Raw genomic sequence first — 18,936 nt, forward strand, 5'->3', positions numbered from 1 at the left:
CAAACCATGCTCGATTGTATTGAGGTGCTCTTTCGCTTCCTCAATAAAGTAGACCATAATCCGCTGCTGTTCTGGCTGCATTACCATCTCCCTTAGGATGCTGTAAAAAAATAAATGAAAAACATGGATCGTTCAGACACGAGGCGGGGGACTAAAATTCAGTTCCTTCGACTCTGAACCGCTCCACAGAAGATTGGAGCTCACTGGCGACACTCACCATATTTCTCAGAGAATCAGACACTCGTTGAGCTTCCTGTGAGGTTTCTTGGGCCGTCAATTCAACAGACTGCATCACTTGAGATACATAGCGAGAGGTCTCTGTCTGTTCAGCTGTTGCCTTCGTAATCGAACCCACTAACTGATTGATTTGCGAAGAGACTTGAATAATGTCGTCCAAGGAGCGTTTGGCTTGCTCGGCCCGTTGCGTTCCTTCAATCACCTGCTGGGTTCCTTCTTCCATAGCCATCATCACTGAGCTGGTTTCACCTTGAATTTGCAAAACAATTTGCTCAATTTCTTTGGAAGACTTGGCAGCTCGATCGGCTAATTGACGAACTTCATCGGCAACCACTGCAAATCCCCGTCCAGATTCACCCGCACGGGCGGCCTCAATACTGGCATTCAGGGCTAGGAGGTTAGTTCTCGACGCAATTTGGGAGATTAAACCAACAATCTTCGAAATTTCTTGAGAAGACTCCGCCAGACGTTTCACCTTACGGGTACTTTCAGCCACTGTTTCTCGAATTTGGAGAATACCCGCCACCGTGCTTTCTACCGATTCTCCGCCTTTTAGCGCAGCCTCAGTTGCCTTTTGAGCAACCTGGTCAGCAGATCGAGCACTTTCAGCCACTTGCTGAATAGAAGTGGTCATCATTTGAACAGAGTTAAGGGAAACCGCTAGTTCCTCGGCTTGCCGTAGAGCATCGGAGGATAGGCCGCGGGCAAATTCCTCATTCTCAGCTGCTCCTTTATTCACTTCCTGAGCCGCTACTTTAACCTGCTTAACGATTTTTTGGAGGTTATAAATGGTGAGGTTAAAAGAGTCGGCAACAGCGCCTAAGATATCAGCTGTTACTTCTGCTTGAACCGTGAGATCACCTCGAGCCGCCCCTTCTACGTCATCAAGCAGACGAATCACTTGTCGTTGTAGGTCTTCTTTGGCCTTTTCTTGCTCTTCTGCCTTGCGCTGAACTTCAGTCGTTGTGGACTCAATAAAGCGAGTCATCTGGTTAAAGCTATTAGCCAATTGGCCAAATTCATCCTTAGAAAACTCAGTTGCCCTGACACTCCAATCCCCTTGTGCCACAGCGGTTAACTGAGTCTGCAAGTCATTGGTAGAAGACTTGATTTGCCGGGTCATGATCTGACCTAAGACAAGCGTTGTCACGCCCCCTGCCAACCCTGCAGCTAGCGCTCCGACCCCCCTAGCATTCCAGGGCTGCGCGCTAAGCTGACCTACCCCTACAACCGCCAAGGCTGAAACAACACCAGCGGTTGTTGACATAATGATTTGCTTCTGTTGCAAAGAAGCATTAGTAAAGGGAGCCAAAGGACCACTAGACTTTTTAGACAGCGTGGAAGCCCCACCATCTGAGAAGAGAACACCACCATCCTGCTCTCCTAAAAATCCTGACTGTGATGACATGGAAAGATCGGAGGATTGATCTAGATCATCCATACCCACCGCTTGGGCATTTTCAGGAACATTGAGCAGCCCTGTATCTCCAATTAGATCCTGCTCATCTTCCGTCAAGTTCAGTAGGCTTGGATCAAGATCAAATTCAGTGGCTGGATCAAAAGCATCGATCTCGCCATCGCTATCCAAGCCATCCATAGATAACTCTTCTGATAAGTCAATGCCAGACATGGGAAACTCAGTCTGATCTACAGCATCTGAGAAATCGAGATCCGCAGATTGCATCGTATGCTCCCCAGCAAGGTCGAAGGGTTCATCCCACGAGTTGGGCTCTGGGCTGGGGGGACTGATGGGTTCTTCTGAACCGCTGGTATCAGTTAAGTTACTCTGAATAGCATCGCTTTCTAGGTTTGTAGAAATATCGGATGGCCGAGTATCTGAGCTTTCTGAGTCGGATGTTGAGTGGTTCTTGTGCATGAGTAATGTATCATCTTCTCCATCAGCGAAACGATCCGTGACCAATGGTTGACTATTTATGGGCTCATCAACCAGTGGAGCGGATACATAATCATCAAAAGGGTTGGGGTCTATGGTAAACGGATTCAAGTCATCTGCACTTTCGTGACCAGAACTAACCTGGGATGAAACAGGAACCTGAATATTATGGGCTTCATTCAATTGCAACTCCGAACCATGAGTCATGGTCAGAGTAGAACTTTCTCCATTATGGGTGGACTTTTTTTCAGCATAGCCATAACCTGCTTCCAAATACTGGGTAGAATCTGCCAAACTATTGCGAGCACAATCCAGTAATTCAGGATCATGAGTCAACTCTAGTACTGATTTATACTGTTGATTGGCAATATCATACTGTTGAAGACAGCTATAGATATGTCCCCGTAGTAAACGCAGGTTCGGATCGTCTGGGTACTCTTTGACTAAATGATCGGTTGTTGCAGCAGCATCTTCATAGTGCCCTTTCATGTAGTCACTCACTGCTTGTTGATAGTCTTGTGTGTATCGAGTACTTAATGACATCTGCCTGCTCCTGCCACTGATTGAGTCGAAATGCTAACTGAAGCGAATAAATTTACAATTTTTGGTGAAAGTCATCAAAACTATCTGAGAGGACCTAAAAGCATAAAAACACCAAAAAAAGGGTCTATGTGCTGATATATAACCAAATTTGTCCAGGATTGTCTATGCTCTATAGAGCCTTGCTGAACTAAGTTGCCCATCGCGCCGACCTCAAAATTGCCTCTGGATCCAGCAACCTCAGATACTGATTGGCCTCACTCAGGATCCATTCTCCTTTCAAGAAAGGCGCCATATTGTCTGAAGCACTCAGCGAGGGGTTGAGTTTGTCCGCATCTAGCCAATCCATGCCCATTACTTTATCGACCGCTAAGCCAACGGTGATCTCTTGGGACTCGATCGCAATGATAGATATTTCTTGACAGTCGGTATCTAAAGGTTTGGTATGGCCTAAAAACTGCCCGATATCCGTTACCCAAACTACTTGTCCTCTTAAATTGAGGACTCCCATCAGAACGGGAGACACATTCGGGATTAAAGTGATTTGATCGGGTGTTAAAGCCAGAACTTCCCGTATCCCTTGGGCAGGCAGGGCAAATTCTTGGCCTGACTCAATGAAAAACCTTAAGAATAGGTCTCCTTCAGGATTTTGGAGTTCTTGTAAACCGGATAGTTGACTCGCTTCTTGCCCTGCAACGATATCTTGATGACTGACCATAAGGACCTAACCTTCTAGCAATTGCTTAACGGTGACTAGTAATTCTTGTGGTTGTATCGGCTTGGTCAGATACGCATCTGCCCCTTGTTTCATCCCCCAATACCGATCAAAGTCTTCTGTTTTGGAGGAACAAATTACAACTGGTACATTTTGCGTTGTTGGGTTAGACTTAATTTCGCGACAAACCTCATAACCATTCTTACGAGGCATGACAATATCTAGGACCACAATATCAGGTTGTGTTGATTGGATTTGTTCCAGCGCTTCTACCCCATCTGTAGCAATCAGTACAGTTAATCCGATATCTTCTAAAGCATTGCTCATCAGTTGCCGCTGTGTAATACTGTCATCAACCACTAAAACTTTTTGCATTTATTGCTACCTGAGATCTTCACTAGAGCTGCTCGTACTTAAAGTATTAGACACTGAGGCGAATAAAAGGTTGATCTGTTGTTATTGACAGAATTCCGAGGCTATTCGCTGTGCGGGCTGGCTCACACCAGGACATTCAAGCATGAAGCCATGATGGGTTTCATCCCCTGCGAACTTAGGGTACCCTCCCTCAACAGACAATTTGTCAATTTGTTGATTGTTTTATTCTAGAGAAGCGGGAAATAACAGCAACTCGGCTTTGCAGAGGATATGCAAAAAATGGGCGGTCTTTTGGGAACTATTGGTTTGGGAAGTTCTATTTCCCCTTGTTGTTATTGAGTGTGTACTGTCCTTGAAGTATTGGCTAAATGCTTGAATTTAGCTAATCTTGATGGAAGGAAGCGCTTAACCATTGACTATCTCATTGAAATAAAGGCTAAGCTTTTATGGAAAGGGGTTGTCGACGGTTATTGATTGAAGTTTAATGAATGGCCAATCCAAAAGAATGAACGTTGGATAGACCAAGCTCGGATGCAATTAGAAAAAGAGGGTGATGGGTGTGCTGTATCTTGCCGAAGTGCACAAGAAAAATGGCTTTATGGGTGCCAAGACAGAACTAAAGCTCTTAGCCCAAAAACAATCTGAGCATAATTGGAGCCCTATTTCTGGAGAGGAACTGCTCCAGGCAGACGCTGCCAATGACTATAATGCTGGTGTTCTGGTTTTAGTCGAGATGGATGGGAACCAGCAGCTCAAGAGCATTCAAGATGCCACTCGGCAGCTTGTCGGTATTTTAAAGAGTTTTTCTCGGATGCGAGAGAAGTTCCGGACTCAAGAAGAAGAAATTGAAGGTTGGAAACAATCCCTGATCTATCAAAGCCAAGAACTCACTCGGCGTGAAGTGGATATGGAAACCCGAGCCGAGGAGATACAAGAGTGGGAAGCTGAATCTCAGAAAATTGAGCAGCAACGACAAGAGTTTGAAGCAACGCGAGCCCAAATTCTCCAGCTCAAAGAACAAATGGAGCAAGATCGCCAGCAGTTGGAAGAAGGCTGGGGACGATTACAAAATGCCCAGCGCGATCAGGACGTGGGATTATCTGATGAACAAGTCCATCAGATTGAACAATTGTTGAATCAGCTGGATCATGCCTTTGGTGGTGGTGAAGCTGATTTGAGCCATATTGAGCAGCAACACCATCAGCTCAGTGAATCTTGGCAAACCTTAGAGCAGGATCGTGCTCAAGCTCAACAGCAACAAGCCACGCTTGATCAACAACAATCCGATCTGCAAACGGCTTGGCAAGTATGGCAGCAAACCCAAGACTCCTTAGTCCAAACGAAGCTTGAGCTTGAGGTCCAAGAGCAAACTTTAGCTCTAAAAACGGATCAACAACATTGGTTACGTGAACAGCACCAAACGCAAACGGCGCTCTGTCAAAATCTAAGTCAAATGCAGGGAGGGGACGGGAACCCAACTGATGTCCAGACCTTACGAGACATGCCCCTGGAAGAGTTGGAAGCCACCGTCGACAAGCTGAATACAGAGCTGGCTAAGCTGTCGAGTTTTGTCAATGATCAAGAAGAAGAGCTGAAATACCAACTTGAAGCGATTGGAGAGTTGGAAGCCAAGATTCAAAATGCAAGTGAGTATGACCAACTCAGTATGACGGGTGAGTTGGAGGATGAACGCCAGCATTTTCGCTTGTTAGATGAAACCCTGGAAGGACAGCGAAAAACCCTGAAAGAGCGAGAGGCGGTTCTCTATTTTCATCAAGATATTCTGTATCAACGCAAGCGATCGCAAGAGAATAAATTTCATCACACAGCAGCCTTGGATCTAGCGCCAATGCTTAAATTAGCGCAAGCTGAGCAGCAAAAACAACAGCAGGCCCTAGAACAGTTAAACCGCGACATCAATGACTTGCGAACATCCTTACAAGTCACTCGAGATACGGTAGCGGCCACCTCCACCGAGCAAGACAATAAACGTCAGCACCTCCAACAGCAAGAGCAGGAATTAGAACAACAAAAAGTGGTTCTCGCTGAATTATGGGGCAAGATCAAAACTTCAGAAAGTCTATTACAGCCGATGCAAGACACGTTAAGTGTGCTCAAAGGTCAACTGTCTTCGACAGACGGTCAATCCGGAGACTCCCCACAAGGAGCGTTGCAAGAACTAAAGCAAATCTTTATGGCGATGGGACAAGGTAGCTAGCGCTCAAAGCTTAAAGGTGAGTCCAATAGCTCGTCTAGCTTAGCGCGGACGGCCTGAATATCTTGCCACATCAGCCACTTGGGTTTGCCTGGCTCAGGGGATGGATTTCTCAAGAGGTATGCTGGGTGCAAGATGGGCATACAAAGGTAATTTTCCCAGGTTAGCCACTGCCCTCTAATTTTCGTGATTCCGCGTTTATCTCCCGTTACACCTCGAACCGCTGTGGCACCTGTGAGCAGGATGATTTTAGGATTGACGAGGCGAATTTGCTCCAGTAGATAAGGCTTACACGCAGCTGATTCCTCGGGGGTGGGGGTGCGATTACCGGGAGGACGGCACTTTACAATATTGCAAATATAGACATCTTGCTGAGAATCCAGCTTTACAGAGGCCAGGATTTTATCAAGCAGTTGCCCTGCTTTGCCCACAAAGGGTAAACCCGTTGCGTCCTCTTGCTGACCGGGACCTTCACCAATGATTAAAAGGGGCGCTTGAGGATTGCCACGGCTGACCACAACATGGGTGCGGCTAAGGGCCAAATCGCATCGTTGACATTGATGGCAGTGGTCAGTCAGTTGGTCTAGAGTCTCATAAAAGCCAGACGGGATAGGAACTTGAGGGTCGGTTGAGATCTGTTCTGGCTCAACGGTGACATTTGCAACGGTGGGTTCGTGCCAATCAAATAAACTAATTTGCTCTTCGCTAGGCATAGGGACTATTCAGCATTTAGGTGAGGTTCGCTGCTGTCACAGAGGGTCATACCCTTTGTGACTGGATAACGGCACTGCCCGATCGTCGATGAGGCAATCATGAGGTCTGTCCTGACTATTTCAAGTCTAGGAAACCCGTCTCTTTTAATTTTGGATTGAAGCGAAGGGATTCTTGTAATCCCCGCTGACTCAAAACCTCTAGAATTTCAGCTTCTAAACGACGGGCTGCATTTTTTAACGCCTTGAGTTGGCTCCGCTCATCTAACTGGGGGTCTTGGTGCTGAGCGAGTTCTTCTGCAGTCATCGCCGCTTTAACATCAATGGCCTGCTCCCATTTCGGTTGCTCAGTCTGATTACCTGGGACTGGCGCACCGTTTTCCTGGATCCAGGCGCTCCGAATATTTTCTAACTGGGTTCGATTCGGTCGCTCAATGGTTTGGACCTTGAGCCAGTAACATAATTGGGGTTGACGAACCAAATGTTGTTTCAGACTGAGATAGATATCGCGGGAATACCCAACATATTGCAAGGCTTGATCGTCGGCAAAAATGGCATAAACTCCGATTTTGCCTTCAAACTGCTGGGGCAACATCCCTTGAGGATCGAGATAGGGAATTGCCTCTAGGTTAGCTAGGAGAGGAACAGAGTGCTCGACAGTCATGATCAACGTCAAATACAACCGACTCCAAGCACTGATGTCATAACCTGCTGGAATCAGGAAAACAAGACCTGGAGACATCTTTAGTATGCAGTACTCTCTGTCCCTAAGGGTAGAAAGATTGTCAAGACTTCACCTTGTTGGGGGTGTTGGCGAACGGTCAGTTTCCCCCCCAAAATCTCAAAGAGTTGCTTGGTGACGGGTAAGCTCAAACTCAGACCGCCCGTTTCCGGTTGCAACATTAACAGATCACCGATCGCTTTCAGCATCGGTGTAGCTGCTGCGGACTGCTTTTGGGGGACCGTCTGATGCGATCTCAGTTCCAATTTCAGTTGATCGCCAGCCAGGGAAATCTGGAGCTGCATTTGGCTGCCCATGGGCAATCGATGGCTAAGCTGCTCAATTAATCCCGTTAACACCTGCTCCAGCATTGTGGGATCACTAATGGCAATAGCGGGCAGTTGCTCAGGCACCTCTACCTCAAAAGAAAGATTGCGTCGATCCGCCTGTTTCTGCCACCGGGCAATATTCGTCTGCAAGACCTCCTGGACCGAGATAGAGGTTAATTGCAATGCCGTGGGCACTGTTTCAGCATTCGCTAATTCCATTGCTCTGAAGATTAAGCTAAAGCGCTCAATCTGGTCATGGCATTCTCGGCGAATGGTCTCCAAGCGCTTGAGCACTTCTGCGGGTAAATCCGAGCGTTTTAAAAGGAGTTGGGTAAAGGTTTGAATGGTGGTGAGCGGCGTACGAACTTCGTGAGCCAGCGCTTTGAGCAAATCGATATCGTGTTTCCGTTTGAGGGGTTGGGGCGGATCTTCTGTTCCCCCGGAGGAGTTAGGTGGCTGCAGCTCAGCCTGACTGATATCGATCAGGCTAGGTGAACGCTTGCCGTTTGCTGGCGGCGTCATGGAGATGTGCCGATAATTGTGGAGGAGTTGGCGGCTAAAGTGCAGTGGGATCTGATAATGAGGCTCAACGGCTGGCCACTGCTGAAGCAGGGCATCAAAGGCCTCTAGCTGATGGGGGCGAGTGAGTTGGATGCGCGATCGCAAACTCAGTAACACCTGCTGAACGGTTTCTGGAACAAAAGAGAACTGGCACTGCCCCTCTTGTTCCGGTAAATATCGGAGAACAGCAATCCAGCTAAAGGAGCGTGTCTGCACTAAACAGAAGCGCTCCGCGGCTAACGGATCGGCTGGCAATAAGGGAATGGTGGCGGTTGAACTAACCCACGCTGCCGGACTCGGTGGCTCACAGGGGGGTAACTGTAGAGACGCAATTTTAGCCGGTGTAAAGGCCCAGGCATGGAACGGGGTCAACAACCCACTGAGGAGCGGCATAGGTCCCGTCAGAATCAGGCCTTGATCAGGGTCTAGATTAGGCAGATGAGAGGCCTGCTGTGCCAAGGAATCGGACGCAATCAGCATGGACAGCATTGTGGCAATGGCAGCATGCCATTCTTGTTCACCTTCGTTCGCAGGAAGGGCAGGCAATCCATCCAACGCTGGTTCACTGCCAATCAAGGCTTCACTGACTGTTGGGAAGACCCACCTATTCACACCTGTTATTACCTCCAGTCCACTCACTCGACCATAACGGTTTTGCCCACACTCTCCCAGCCGTAAAACCGAACGGATTTAGAGAAATAACCCCGCCTCGCTGTCTTGAATCTTAGCGAGGAATTCCACTCTATCCAATGACTCCAGAGAAAAAGCACACTCCGTCACAGGATACTCATTAAAGACGTTAAGATAATTAAACCTAATCCCCTATGATTGGATTAGTGCCGTGATATTTAGGTGCATTCATGCCTGCCTTAGCTGGAATTCTTGTAATGATTGGCATTTTAGGGATGCTAATCGCAGTTCATGAGCTAGGTCATTTCCTAGCTGCCAGACTTCAGGGAATCCATGTCAATCGCTTTTCGATCGGTTTCGGCCCCATCCTATGGAAATATCAGGGTGAACAGACCGAATATGCGCTGCGCAGCATTCCTCTAGGAGGATATGTCGGTTTCCCCGACGAAGATCCAGAGAGTGCAATCCCCCTCACCGATCCAGATCTTATGCGCAATCGCCCCATCTTAGATCGGGCCATTGTGATGAGTGCAGGCGTGATTGCCAACCTGATCTTTGCCTACTTATTGCTCGTAACAGAAGTCGGCATTGTGGGTGTTCCCGGTGGCGTTCAGTACCAGCCCGGTGTATTGATTGCTCAGGTCGCAACCGACGTCAGCTCGGTCGCCGCTGAAGCCGGTGTTCAGGCCAGAGATATTGTCCTTGCGGTCAACAATCAGCCCTTAGGGCAAGCAGAAGCGGCTCGTGACACGTTAATGCAAGCCATCCAAGCGAATGATGGTCAACCCCTCCAATTCCATATCAAACGCCAAGAGCAAGAGCTAGATATCAATATCATTCCCGAGCGAGCAGAAGATGGGATGGCTCGCATTGGTGTACAGCTTGCTCCTAATGGTCGACTGATCCGCCGCCCCATTCAGCACCTAGGTGAATTGTTTTCAGCCGCAGCGCAAGAGTTTCAGAAAATCGTGGGGTTAATGGCCCATACTCTGGGCCAGCTAGTGGGCAACTTTCGAGAGTCAGCCAGTCAGGTGGCAGGTCCAGTGGGTATTGTTGCTATTGGTGCCGATATGGCTCGCACCGATATGACCAGCCTCTTTCAATTTGCAGCGGTTATCAGCGTCAATTTGGCCTTTATTAATATCCTGCCGCTGCCCGCCCTAGATGGAGGCCAACTGGCCTTTTTACTCCTAGAAGGCCTCCGAGGTAAGCCATTACCCAACAATATTCAAGAGGGTGTTATGCAGGTTGGGCTGTTTTTACTGCTGGGGCTTGGGGTCTTTATGATTGTGCTGGATACAGCCAAACTTATGACTTAAGAGGAGATATGCCTCGCCGTTCTGCAAACCAATTAAAAGCCTTAGACTTATTAGCCCGCTTAAAAAACCTTTATCCTGATGCCACTTGCAGTTTGACCTATGACACGCCCGTTCAACTGCTAGTTGCCACGATCTTGTCCGCCCAATGTACGGATGAACGTGTCAATCAGGTGACCCCTGCGCTATTTGCAACCTTCCCAGACGCGCCCGCATTAGCGGTGGCTGATCGCCAAGATCTGGAGGAACTGATTCGATCAACAGGGTTCTATCGCAATAAAGCCAAGCATATCCAAGGCGCTTGCCAAAAGATTGTCCAGGATTTTGAGGGCCAGGTCCCAGACCAAATGGATTTATTGCTAACATTACCGGGCGTTGCTCGTAAAACGGCAAATGTGGTGCTTGCTCACGGTTATGGCATCAATATGGGGGTGACCGTTGATACCCATGTCAAACGATTAAGTAACCGTTTGGGACTCACCCGCCATCAGGATCCAGTCAAAATCGAGCGAGATTTGATGCAGCTGATTCCCCAAGAGGATTGGGAGAATTGGTCGATTCGGCTGATTTATCATGGTCGTGCCGTTTGCAGCGCTCGGAAACCCCTATGCGATCGCTGTACATTGGCCGATCTTTGCCCCTCTGCGGGTAAGGTCATCCCAGCCCGTGCTTCCAAAAAGTAATGGAGTAATGGCACTCTTTGCGGAAAAATGGACAAGATTCGCTAAGATAGAAAATACTGTTTAAATTTTTGATTGGATATCCCACAACTTCATGGCTAAAAAAGGCATGGTTGAGCGAGAAAAAAAGCGACAGCGATTGGTCGCTAAATACGCTCACAAGCGCCAAGCGCTACTTGAACAAATTTCTCAAGCTTCTTCACAGCAAGAACGGATGGATTTGCACCGTCAACTCCAGCGTCTCCCTCGCAATAGCGCCCCTACCCGATTGCGCAATCGTTGTTGGGTCACAGGGCGGTCTAGGGGCTATTACCGAGATTTTGGTCTATCCCGGCATGTTTTGCGAGAAATGGCTCATGAAGGGCTGTTACCCGGTGTCACCAAGTCGAGTTGGTAAGTGGGTGGCGCCCCCGACGCAGTTGCGAAACGCTTCAATCCATTAAACCTCAGCTCATGTTCAGAGTGCGTCGCTAGGCGCTTGGACATGGGCTTAGCGTGTTTACCCTCCAATAGATATTTATGCAAGAGGTCTAATATAGTGCCTATGTTGCATTTAAAATCTGAGCGATTTTGCTAAAACGCATTCTTCAAACACTGATGTCTTGGCGATCCCTTCTCTCTTTTGGCTTCAGACAGCGAAGAGCATCCGCTTTGCGGATCATCACCCGCATAGGAGGGGTGATTGGTGGAATGGGTTTAGCGGCCTTTCTCTTGATTGGGAGGGGACACCCTACCCTCGCTCAACAATCTAACCTAGATGATCTGCAACAGCGTCGCATACAAGTTGAACAGCAGCGATCTAAGGTCAAACAGCAGCGGCAGCAGATAGAAAATCTTGAGGGTGCAGCTAAGAAACGCCTAGGGGGACTAGAACGTAATATTCAGTTTACGGAAGGTCAAATTAAGGACAACGAAGCTAAACTCAAGCAGGCGAACGAAACGCTGCAGAAAATTGAGGCGGATCTGAAAGTCGCTGAAACCGCTTACCAAGAGAAGCAAGGCAATACCGTTGCCCGTCTTCGAGTTTTGCAGCGGCAGCGAGAATCCAGCACCTGGATTGCCTTATTGCAAAGTGAATCGATAGAAGAGCTGTTGGAACGCCGATATCAACTACAGCTGGTTTATAAGGCCGATCGCACGTCGTTACTGGCCCTTAAAACTGAAAAAGAAAAAATTAATGATCAGAAGCTATTAGCGGAAATTCAGAAAAATCAGATTGCCCTGTTATCGGAACAACTGCAATACCAAAAGGCTAACTACACGGAGCAAGCCTCTGTGCAAAATCAATTGGTGAAGCGACTCACGACCGATCGGCGTGCCCTAGAAGCCGCAGAACAGCAGTTAACTCAGGATTCAAATAATATCTCGACCTTGATTGCTCAGCGACTCGCTGAGCAACAAGTGGCCTTGCGTTCCAACACCCCTGGTTATCAGCGGGTATTAGGCACTGGACAAATGGTTCAGCCCGTCAACGGACCCATTACCAGTAATTTTGGTTATCGAACTCATCCCATTTTTGGTAGAGGCCGATTTCACGCTGGGACAGATTTTGGCGCTCCTTCGGGGGCGCCCATTTTTGCAGCGGATAGTGGCAGTGTGATTGTAGCTGAATGGTACGGCGGCTATGGCAACGCCGTTATTATCGATCATGGCAATGGTTTAACCACGCTCTATGGCCACTGTAGTGAACTCTATGTGACGGTGGGGCAAGGGGTGCAAAGAGGTCAAACCATTGCAGCTGTCGGTTCAACCGGTCTGTCTACGGGTCCCCATTTGCACTTTGAAGTCAGACAACAGGGCAACCCCGTTGAGCCACTCGCTTATTTGTAAGCGCTGATTTGGAATCACTCATTGGCATTCAGCCGTCGTTGCCACTCGGCATCAATCGTATCTGAGCGTTCATATTCCTGCTCTAGCAAATCCTTTTCAGTGGTGTAGGCCAGGTTCTCGGAGGAGATCACCGACTGTGCTGAAAAGGTCTGGGCATAGCGAATTTTTTGTTGCAGCGTCGGATTTAGCTGAGACAGGGCAACCGTACAGGCTTGGCGCTGTTGATTGCGAGCTTCAATTTTGCGATTTCGCCCTTGAATCCAAAAGTAGCGAAGGAGGGGAATACCTAAGAAACCGATGCCATAAGCCACTAAGACGCCAAAGATAGAATAGACAAATCCCACTAGGCCACCGAGTTGAATCGCAACACTACCATCCCGTAACAACGACCATAACACTGCTGCTCCGACTAAGTTTAAGCCTCCCAAGCCAATGGCTAAGAGGATCTGTCCTGAATCCGCTTGGCTGAATTTCCAAGGATACTCTTGTAGGTAGGTGGAACGAGACTGCTGTTGATGAGCCTTAGCTGTGCTTTGCAGTGTCGGGAAATGATAAATAATTTCGCCTTGGGGACTGACTTCGGGGCGACCGTCGAAATGGGTCAACACCGGAATCACATAGTCTTCGCTGTCTCGCTGATGGTCAGATACCTCAAGATAGGGAGCCAGCTGCTCTCCAGTGACCGCACCTCCGTTGTTGCGGATCACGGACCCGATTGCTTGCCAACGACGATCTTCTAAGTTGGCGTTGGGATTGCCATCCCCAAATAGGAACGAAAAGATGGCTTCCAAGACGTTCATCTGATCGGGGTCTTTAGGCTGCCGCCCACGGGCATGCTGCCGGTGATAGCGAGGATTGGGATTGAAAAACCAGAATAAGTCGGGGGTGATCCAGAAGCGGGGGATAAAACTGCCAGAACGGCGATTACTGGAGCGATCGTCTTGGCTGTTCATGGCGATCAAGATGATTGCGATCGCAACAAAGATCAGCACAATTGACACCAACAAAAAAATCCCGAAGGAGATTCGAATCAAGTAGAAAATAGCAGGCCAAATCTTGGCCCATAGAGCCTGGAGACGCAGACGCCAATATTTATTGCGGAGGACTGAGCGAAAGTTTCTGGGGAATAAATAGGCAATATCTCCGGTTTCAGAAACTTGGAGATTACCAGAAACTTCAGACGCTAGGGCCAGCAACCCCCGCTCCGTTTGCTGAATATCGAGACCCGCCTGAGTGGCAACATCGCCAACGGTCACTCTGTAGCTGAGTTGCTCCACAGCGGTCATTATCTTGGAATTTAGGGGCATGACCTACCTCATAACAGTAGCTGCCAACCAATGCAGCAGGGATGGTTTTCTGCTCAACACCCTTTCTTCAGTATAGAAAACCCGTTGAAGCCAAAGGGTACGGTTTGAGGTTCGGCTTCCCTGTATCGCAGTAGACAGCCACACCAGACTTATTGATAATAGTCTTGAACTTTAACCCCAGACCGAACCACTCTGACTTGTGTGTGCCCTTCCTCGAACCACTGCCCATGTCCGCATTACCCATCAGTCCTGGCAACAGGGACAGATCGAAGGTGAAGTGGCCGCCAGCGATTACATCTGGCAGTTCCAATGGTGTTTTCGCCAAGGCGAATTAAAGGTTTCTCCGTCCTTAGGCCGAGCTTTGATTAAAGAACCTTTAGGGCGATTTCTAGAACAGCAGGATTATCGATTAGAGCCCGGTGGCGACTACTCCTTTACGCTGCGCTGCAAAATTTAGCTTCTGATCCTCTGGTTTCGATCCGGTCAGAAGAGAATTAGCTAGGATTGGCCACAGCAGGTATCAATACCCAGGCTATTGAGGAGTAAATCGCTGACGGCATTGGCAACGGCGAATTCACTGTAAAAGCTTTTAGAAAAATCAAAGCTTTGCATCTCCGTTAAAATCGCAATCAGCAAAGAGCCCAAATCATTCTCCCCTTCTATACGCTGCCGGAGGTAGACGCTAGCAGCGCGCTGGGCAATTTTTTGGTTAACCAACTCCGGTAAAAACTCTTGGTCTAGCCATTCATGCAGCTCATTTTGCAACCACTCAGCTTCTTGATCAGGGCTGTCAGAGGGCGGTAACGTAATCGCTGGAATGGGCTCGGTCATGGTCGCTCAAGTTGACATTGCAATTCAACACCTATATTTATCAATATACGCAATTTTTGCCTCTATCCATTGGCATTTTGCAAATGAGAGCGGCCATTTTTTACAACTCTGATCATATGACCAAGCCGATCTTCTAGCTCCACCAGCACCTGCTCAGCATAGCGATCCGCGTCCTGTTGAATCTGTTCACATTCAGCTTGGGCCGCTTGACGCATAGCTTCGATTTCTTGCTGGGTTTGCCGTCTTGCCCGTTCTACTTCTGAAATATTACGTTGGCGCATGGATTCAATCTCGCTCTGTACTTGCTTGCGCAAATGCTGGGCTTCCATTTCTGCCTGTTGAATGATGGTGAGTTCGTCCGCAATTTGAGCAGCACGTTGTTCAGCGGATTGAATTAACTCTTCTGCATATTGATTCGCACGACTGATAATGTCTTCTTTGTTCTGCAAAATAGATTCAGCGGAGCGAATGGTATCGGGAATACTCCTCTCAACGGCCAATAACTGCGATAACAGTTGCTCTTCATCCACGACCGTACGGCGGGTCAGCGGCATTTTCAAGCCATCCAGAACAATAATTTCTTCCAACCGTTGCAGTTGTTGCTGCAGTTCTAACCCTTGGGATTGATGAGCGGCTAATCCGTGGGGGTAGTCGGAACTATTGGGGTGGGTATCGACACTAAAGGCGGAGTCTTGGTGAAGCATTCTTCTAACTCAATGGCAACATTCTTAGGAACAAGGTGAGCAACTGAACCACCAAATTTAGCAATTTCTTTGACTAAGCTACTGCTTAGGAAGCTATATTCATTGGATGTGGCCAGAAACACGGTTTCAATTTGGGGAGATAAGCTGTGATTGGTATGAGCCATTTGTAGCTCATACTCAAAATCGGAGAGAACCCGTAAACCTCGCAACAATACTTGCGCTTTGCGCTTTTGAGCATAAGTCACTGTTAGTGTATCAAACGTGTCAAGCTCTAAATTGACGAGATGCTGAGAGCAGGTTTGAATTTGTTCTAAACGCCGCTGAACCGTAAACAAGGGCGCTTTATTGGGATTGCGAGCCACAGCAACAACCACTTTTTCAAAGAGCTTGCATCCTCGCTCAATAATGTCGAGATGCCCTAAGGTAATGGGGTCGAAACTGCCTGGATAGACTGCAATCATGAATTCATCATTTCGATTGAGGCGATTATAGTCTATACCCTTTAAGTTTCAGATTGTGCAAATCCAAAATAATACTAACGATTTTGAGCGTTAGGCTATTTAAAAGACTAGGGAATAGTTTCCTCTGTAGTTGTGTTTCACTGACCTTAAGCAATTCTTACGTTCTGTTAATGTCCCTTAAACTGTATAACACCCTCACTCGTACGAAGACCGCCTTAGAAACGGTTATGCCCGGCCAAGTCAAAATGTATTGCTGTGGCGTGACGGTGTATGACTATTGTCATTTAGGTCATGCTCGGTCTTACATCGTTTGGGATATGGTGCGGCGCTATCTGCAATGGCGAGGATATGACGTTCAGTATGTGCAAAATTACACGGATATTGATGACAAGATCCTGAACCGGGCGGCTCAAACCGGTCAAGATTGGCAAGCAGTGACGCAAACTTTTATTCAGGCCTATGAAGCAGATATGGCCCGACTCAATATCCTGGCAGCGGATGCCTATCCAAGGGCCACGGAGGCTATGCCAGCGATTATTGCTTTGATCCAGACCTTAGAGGCTAAGGGATTTGCCTATGCGGTCAATGGTGATGTGTATTATGCGGTAGAGCGCTTTCCAACCTATGGGACCCTTTCTGGACGACGGCTCGATCAAATGGAGGCGGGTGCCAGTGGTCGCGTGAAGGATGCAGACCAGAAAAAACAACATCCCCTCGATTTTGCCCTGTGGAAAGCAGCGAAACCCGGTGAACCCAGTTGGGAGTCTCCCTGGGGAGCAGGACGCCCTGGGTGGCATATTGAATGTTCGGCCATGGTCAATCAATGTTTAGGCGCAGAGATTGATATTCATATGGGTGGGTCCGATTTGGTATTTCCCCACCATGAAAATGAGATTGCCCAATCTGAAGCGGTATCAACCTCCCAACTGGCCCGCTATTGGATGCATAACGGGTTTGTGAATGTGGGCGGTGAAAAGATGTCGAAGTCCTTAGGCAATTTCACAACGATTCGCCAGTTGCTAGACACGCCTTTACCTATCTTGGCGGGAGCCACCCTGGAGCCGATGGCGCTACGATTGTTTGTCCTCCAAGCTCAGTATCGCAAGCCGATTGATTTTACGGATGATGCGATCGCAGCGGCTCAGCAAAGTTGGCAAACCTTGAAAGAGGGACTGCTGTTTGGATACAGCTATGGCGTTCAACTGCAATGGTCCGATCGTGACAACCCCGATTTTGGCAATCCAGCCAATATGCGGATTGCCGACACCAGTGATGCCGTGCAGCGCTTCCAAGCGTCGATGGATGATGATTTTAACTCCCCCGGCGGATTAGTGGTTCTCTTTGAATTGGCCAAGGACCTACGGAAAGCAGGCAATATCCTCAATCATCAAGGAGAGCCTCCTGCGGCTAGCGACCGTCTGCAAAGCCAATGGCAAACCCTAGTCTGTCTGGCCCAGGTGCTCGGCCTAGAAGCCCAGCCAGAGAATGCTAACCCAGAGAACGCTAACAACGGGGATGGTCTGAGTGATTCAGCCATTGAAGCCTTGATTGCAGAACGGCAAGCCGCCCGCCAAGCCAAAAATTACGCAGAAAGCGATCGCCTTCGCGATCAGCTCAAAGCCCAAGGCATCACCCTTGTCGATCAAGCCGGAGGGGTGACCCATTGGATTCGGGATTAAGTGGGCTCTTCTCCTATCACGCAAATGGGCTTAGTTCCCACAATCGTGCGATGACGTGGATCGCTGGCGGTGGTGGTTTGATGCTTAAAACCAGCGGTCACTAGAGCAGATTCCACATCAAAGGTATAGTAATCGTCACTCCAAGGTTCAGTGCTCTTCATTAGCGTAAATAGAGCGGGGGGCAGATTTTGGATCACCGGTGACTTGGGGTTATTGTCGACCAAGGCAATACATCCTCCAGGCCGCAGAAGCCGAAAAGACTCTGCAAAAATGTCTTGGGTAATCTGCCGAGGGAGTTCGTGAATCACGAATTGGAGGGTAATTAAATCAAACGACTGATCCGCCAACCCCGTATCCTCTGCTTTGGCATGAAGCCAGTTAATCTCTCGGTTAACGTCTCGTTCCCGAGCGACTGACAACATATAGGGAGACAGATCTAACCCGGTGGTGTGCACGGAGACCGGTTGGATGGACTGATAGTAACGATGAAGGGTAAAGGTGGAAATTCCCACCGAACACCCCATATCTAGAACATCTGTGACAACCGAAGGACCATTATCAGCCAGGACTTGATGGAAGCTGGCACGCAACCGCTGCTGAGCAGTATCCCAAGTAAGGTCGTCCTGTGGCCAAACTCTTAAAGCCATCGCATAGGTCGCGGATTCAGCCTCAAAGGCCGCCGGCCAGCACAAATTCCCCTGCTCATAGGCGTGAAAAGGAACTTGATAGTAACTGGGATAGATGAGATTCGGATCGGTCATGGGATCCAAATGGTCCTTGACATTGGAGGACTCTAGAATTTTGTAAGCCTGGCGCCAGGGAACGCCGTTTTTCTCGGCTGTTTTAATTAATACCTGTCTAGCTTGCTGCTTCATCACAGCGTAAATTGGCTTTGTTTGGATCAGGAGATTGACTAATTTCGACAGCCAGTCTTCTCCAGCCCAGTCTGGCTTAAGTTTAGTCGTCATAATCAGAATCGCGGCGCAGGGTGGACCCTCATTGTAGGGGGGGAAGTGAGCCAAAGTATAGAGCAATGGGTCTAAAACAGGCGCTCAAAACTCGCATTTAGCTGAAACTGCACAGGTCGCTCGCTCATGGTTGAATCGTACGATTGGGTATGCCGAGGCTATACGACCAAGGGGACATTCAGAACGCTAAATTCTGATATTTAGACAGCGTTATTTCACAACTTTAAGGGAAA

The 18,936-nt window shown here is 48.4% G+C and carries 18 protein-coding genes; 7 read left to right on the plus strand and 11 right to left on the minus strand.

The annotated features are described in order from the left end of the window. Positions 1-151: 151 nt before the first annotated feature. From Q0986_RS20420 to Q0986_RS20430, 3 genes are all read right to left on the minus strand, one after another. Entirely contained in the window at positions 152-2,674 is a 2,523-nt protein-coding gene (locus Q0986_RS20420; RefSeq protein ID WP_299415008.1) for a methyl-accepting chemotaxis protein, read from the minus strand. A gap of 187 nt (positions 2,675-2,861) precedes the next feature. Next, a complete protein-coding gene (locus Q0986_RS20425) occupies positions 2,862-3,389 on the minus strand; it encodes a chemotaxis protein CheW (protein WP_299415010.1) in 528 nt (175 codons plus the stop codon). 6 nt (positions 3,390-3,395) lie between these two features. Continuing rightward, positions 3,396-3,761 carry a response regulator gene (locus Q0986_RS20430; protein ID WP_299415013.1) on the minus strand — a complete coding sequence of 122 codons (366 nt, stop codon included), beginning with the start codon at positions 3,759-3,761 and terminating at the stop codon, positions 3,396-3,398. A 553-nt stretch (positions 3,762-4,314) separates the two neighbouring features. Here Q0986_RS20430 and hmpF point away from each other — a divergent pair. Continuing rightward, positions 4,315-5,979 (plus strand): pilus motility taxis protein HmpF, encoded by a 1,665-nt coding sequence (gene hmpF, locus Q0986_RS20435; protein ID WP_299415073.1) that lies wholly within the window; start codon positions 4,315-4,317, stop codon positions 5,977-5,979. Here the strand turns inward: hmpF and Q0986_RS20440 are convergent. The 3 genes from Q0986_RS20440 to Q0986_RS20450 form a co-directional block, all read right to left on the minus strand. Further along, a complete protein-coding gene (locus tag Q0986_RS20440) occupies positions 5,976-6,689 on the minus strand; it encodes a uracil-DNA glycosylase (protein ID WP_299415015.1) in 714 nt (237 codons plus the stop codon). The genes hmpF and Q0986_RS20440 overlap by 4 nt on opposite strands. 115 nt (positions 6,690-6,804) lie before the next feature. Continuing rightward, positions 6,805-7,350: a GIY-YIG nuclease family protein gene (locus Q0986_RS20445; RefSeq protein WP_299415075.1), complete on the minus strand. Its 546-nt coding sequence runs from the start codon at positions 7,348-7,350 to the stop codon at positions 6,805-6,807. Between the two features lie 80 nt (positions 7,351-7,430). Further along, positions 7,431-8,909, minus strand: a complete 1,479-nt coding sequence (locus Q0986_RS20450) for a HAMP domain-containing sensor histidine kinase (RefSeq protein WP_299415017.1) — start codon at positions 8,907-8,909, stop codon at positions 7,431-7,433. 248 nt (positions 8,910-9,157) lie between these two features. On the opposite strand from Q0986_RS20450, the gene rseP reads away from it, so the two are divergent. The 4 genes from rseP (at position 9,158) to Q0986_RS20470 (ending at position 12,753) form a co-directional block, all read left to right on the plus strand. Further along, positions 9,158-10,246, plus strand: coding sequence for an RIP metalloprotease RseP (gene rseP, locus Q0986_RS20455; protein WP_299415019.1), 1,089 nt, complete (start codon positions 9,158-9,160; stop codon positions 10,244-10,246). Positions 10,247-10,254: 8 nt separating this feature from the next. After that, on the plus strand, positions 10,255-10,926 hold the full coding sequence (gene nth / locus Q0986_RS20460; protein ID WP_299415021.1) for an endonuclease III: 672 nt from the start codon (positions 10,255-10,257) through the stop codon (positions 10,924-10,926). A gap of 91 nt (positions 10,927-11,017) precedes the next feature. Then, positions 11,018-11,320 (plus strand): 30S ribosomal protein S14, encoded by a 303-nt coding sequence (gene rpsN, locus Q0986_RS20465; protein WP_012164397.1) that lies wholly within the window; start codon positions 11,018-11,020, stop codon positions 11,318-11,320. A 200-nt stretch (positions 11,321-11,520) separates the two neighbouring features. After that, positions 11,521-12,753, plus strand: a complete 1,233-nt coding sequence (locus tag Q0986_RS20470; protein WP_299415026.1) for a peptidoglycan DD-metalloendopeptidase family protein — start codon at positions 11,521-11,523, stop codon at positions 12,751-12,753. 14 nt (positions 12,754-12,767) lie between these two features. On the opposite strand, the gene Q0986_RS20475 is transcribed toward Q0986_RS20470, so the two are convergent. Beyond that, positions 12,768-14,060, minus strand: a complete 1,293-nt coding sequence (locus Q0986_RS20475; protein WP_299415028.1) for a hypothetical protein — start codon at positions 14,058-14,060, stop codon at positions 12,768-12,770. A gap of 199 nt (positions 14,061-14,259) precedes the next feature. On the opposite strand from Q0986_RS20475, the gene Q0986_RS20480 reads away from it, so the two are divergent. Next, positions 14,260-14,517 (plus strand): DUF3146 family protein, encoded by a 258-nt coding sequence (locus Q0986_RS20480; RefSeq protein ID WP_299415030.1) that lies wholly within the window; start codon positions 14,260-14,262, stop codon positions 14,515-14,517. Positions 14,518-14,558: 41 nt separating this feature from the next. Here Q0986_RS20480 and Q0986_RS20485 read toward each other — a convergent pair whose 3' ends face one another. The 3 genes from Q0986_RS20485 to coaD form a co-directional block, all read right to left on the minus strand. Next, positions 14,559-14,891 (minus strand): hypothetical protein, encoded by a 333-nt coding sequence (locus tag Q0986_RS20485; protein WP_299415032.1) that lies wholly within the window; start codon positions 14,889-14,891, stop codon positions 14,559-14,561. 62 nt (positions 14,892-14,953) lie between these two features. Next, positions 14,954-15,595: a hypothetical protein gene (locus Q0986_RS20490; protein ID WP_299415034.1), complete on the minus strand. Its 642-nt coding sequence runs from the start codon at positions 15,593-15,595 to the stop codon at positions 14,954-14,956. Further along, a complete protein-coding gene (gene coaD, locus Q0986_RS20495) occupies positions 15,526-16,056 on the minus strand; it encodes a pantetheine-phosphate adenylyltransferase (protein WP_299415036.1) in 531 nt (176 codons plus the stop codon). Before coaD ends, Q0986_RS20490 begins: the two co-directional genes overlap by 70 nt. A gap of 170 nt (positions 16,057-16,226) precedes the next feature. Here coaD and cysS point away from each other — a divergent pair, with 170 nt between their 5' ends. Then, positions 16,227-17,735, plus strand: coding sequence for a cysteine--tRNA ligase (gene cysS / locus Q0986_RS20500; protein WP_299415038.1), 1,509 nt, complete (start codon positions 16,227-16,229; stop codon positions 17,733-17,735). Here the strand turns inward: cysS and Q0986_RS20505 are convergent. Further along, entirely contained in the window at positions 17,732-18,703 is a 972-nt protein-coding gene (locus Q0986_RS20505) for a class I SAM-dependent methyltransferase (RefSeq protein WP_299415040.1), read from the minus strand. The genes cysS and Q0986_RS20505 overlap by 4 nt on opposite strands. Positions 18,704-18,936 lie beyond the last annotated feature (233 nt).

Origin of the sequence: Acaryochloris sp. IP29b_bin.148, assembly GCF_028285565.1 — a bacterium.
In the GTDB taxonomy this organism is placed as follows: domain Bacteria; phylum Cyanobacteriota; class Cyanobacteriia; order Thermosynechococcales; family Thermosynechococcaceae; genus Acaryochloris.

Bases quoted from the DNA above. Each gene is read 5' to 3' on its own strand.
- Q0986_RS20440 (WP_299415015.1), bottom strand. From the start codon at position 6,689: ATGCCTAGCGAAGAGCAAATTAGTTTATTTGATTGGCACGAACCCACC.
- Q0986_RS20490 (WP_299415034.1), bottom strand. From the start codon at position 15,595: ATGCTTCACCAAGACTCCGCCTTTAGTGTCGATACCCACCCCAATAGT.
- Q0986_RS20470 (WP_299415026.1), top strand. From the start codon at position 11,521: ATGTCTTGGCGATCCCTTCTCTCTTTTGGCTTCAGACAGCGAAGAGCA.
- nth (WP_299415021.1), top strand. From the start codon at position 10,255: ATGCCTCGCCGTTCTGCAAACCAATTAAAAGCCTTAGACTTATTAGCC.
- Q0986_RS20445 (WP_299415075.1), bottom strand. From the start codon at position 7,350: ATGACTGTCGAGCACTCTGTTCCTCTCCTAGCTAACCTAGAGGCAATT.
- hmpF (WP_299415073.1), top strand. From the start codon at position 4,315: ATGGGTGTGCTGTATCTTGCCGAAGTGCACAAGAAAAATGGCTTTATG.
- cysS (WP_299415038.1), top strand. From the start codon at position 16,227: ATGTCCCTTAAACTGTATAACACCCTCACTCGTACGAAGACCGCCTTA.
- Q0986_RS20430 (WP_299415013.1), bottom strand. From the start codon at position 3,761: ATGCAAAAAGTTTTAGTGGTTGATGACAGTATTACACAGCGGCAACTG.
- Q0986_RS20420 (WP_299415008.1), bottom strand. From the start codon at position 2,674: ATGTCATTAAGTACTCGATACACACAAGACTATCAACAAGCAGTGAGT.
- Q0986_RS20485 (WP_299415032.1), bottom strand. From the start codon at position 14,891: ATGACCGAGCCCATTCCAGCGATTACGTTACCGCCCTCTGACAGCCCT.
- coaD (WP_299415036.1), bottom strand. From the start codon at position 16,056: ATGATTGCAGTCTATCCAGGCAGTTTCGACCCCATTACCTTAGGGCAT.
- rpsN (WP_012164397.1), top strand. From the start codon at position 11,018: ATGGCTAAAAAAGGCATGGTTGAGCGAGAAAAAAAGCGACAGCGATTG.
- rseP (WP_299415019.1), top strand. From the start codon at position 9,158: ATGCCTGCCTTAGCTGGAATTCTTGTAATGATTGGCATTTTAGGGATG.
- Q0986_RS20425 (WP_299415010.1), bottom strand. From the start codon at position 3,389: ATGGTCAGTCATCAAGATATCGTTGCAGGGCAAGAAGCGAGTCAACTA.
- Q0986_RS20505 (WP_299415040.1), bottom strand. From the start codon at position 18,703: ATGACGACTAAACTTAAGCCAGACTGGGCTGGAGAAGACTGGCTGTCG.
- Q0986_RS20475 (WP_299415028.1), bottom strand. From the start codon at position 14,060: ATGCCCCTAAATTCCAAGATAATGACCGCTGTGGAGCAACTCAGCTAC.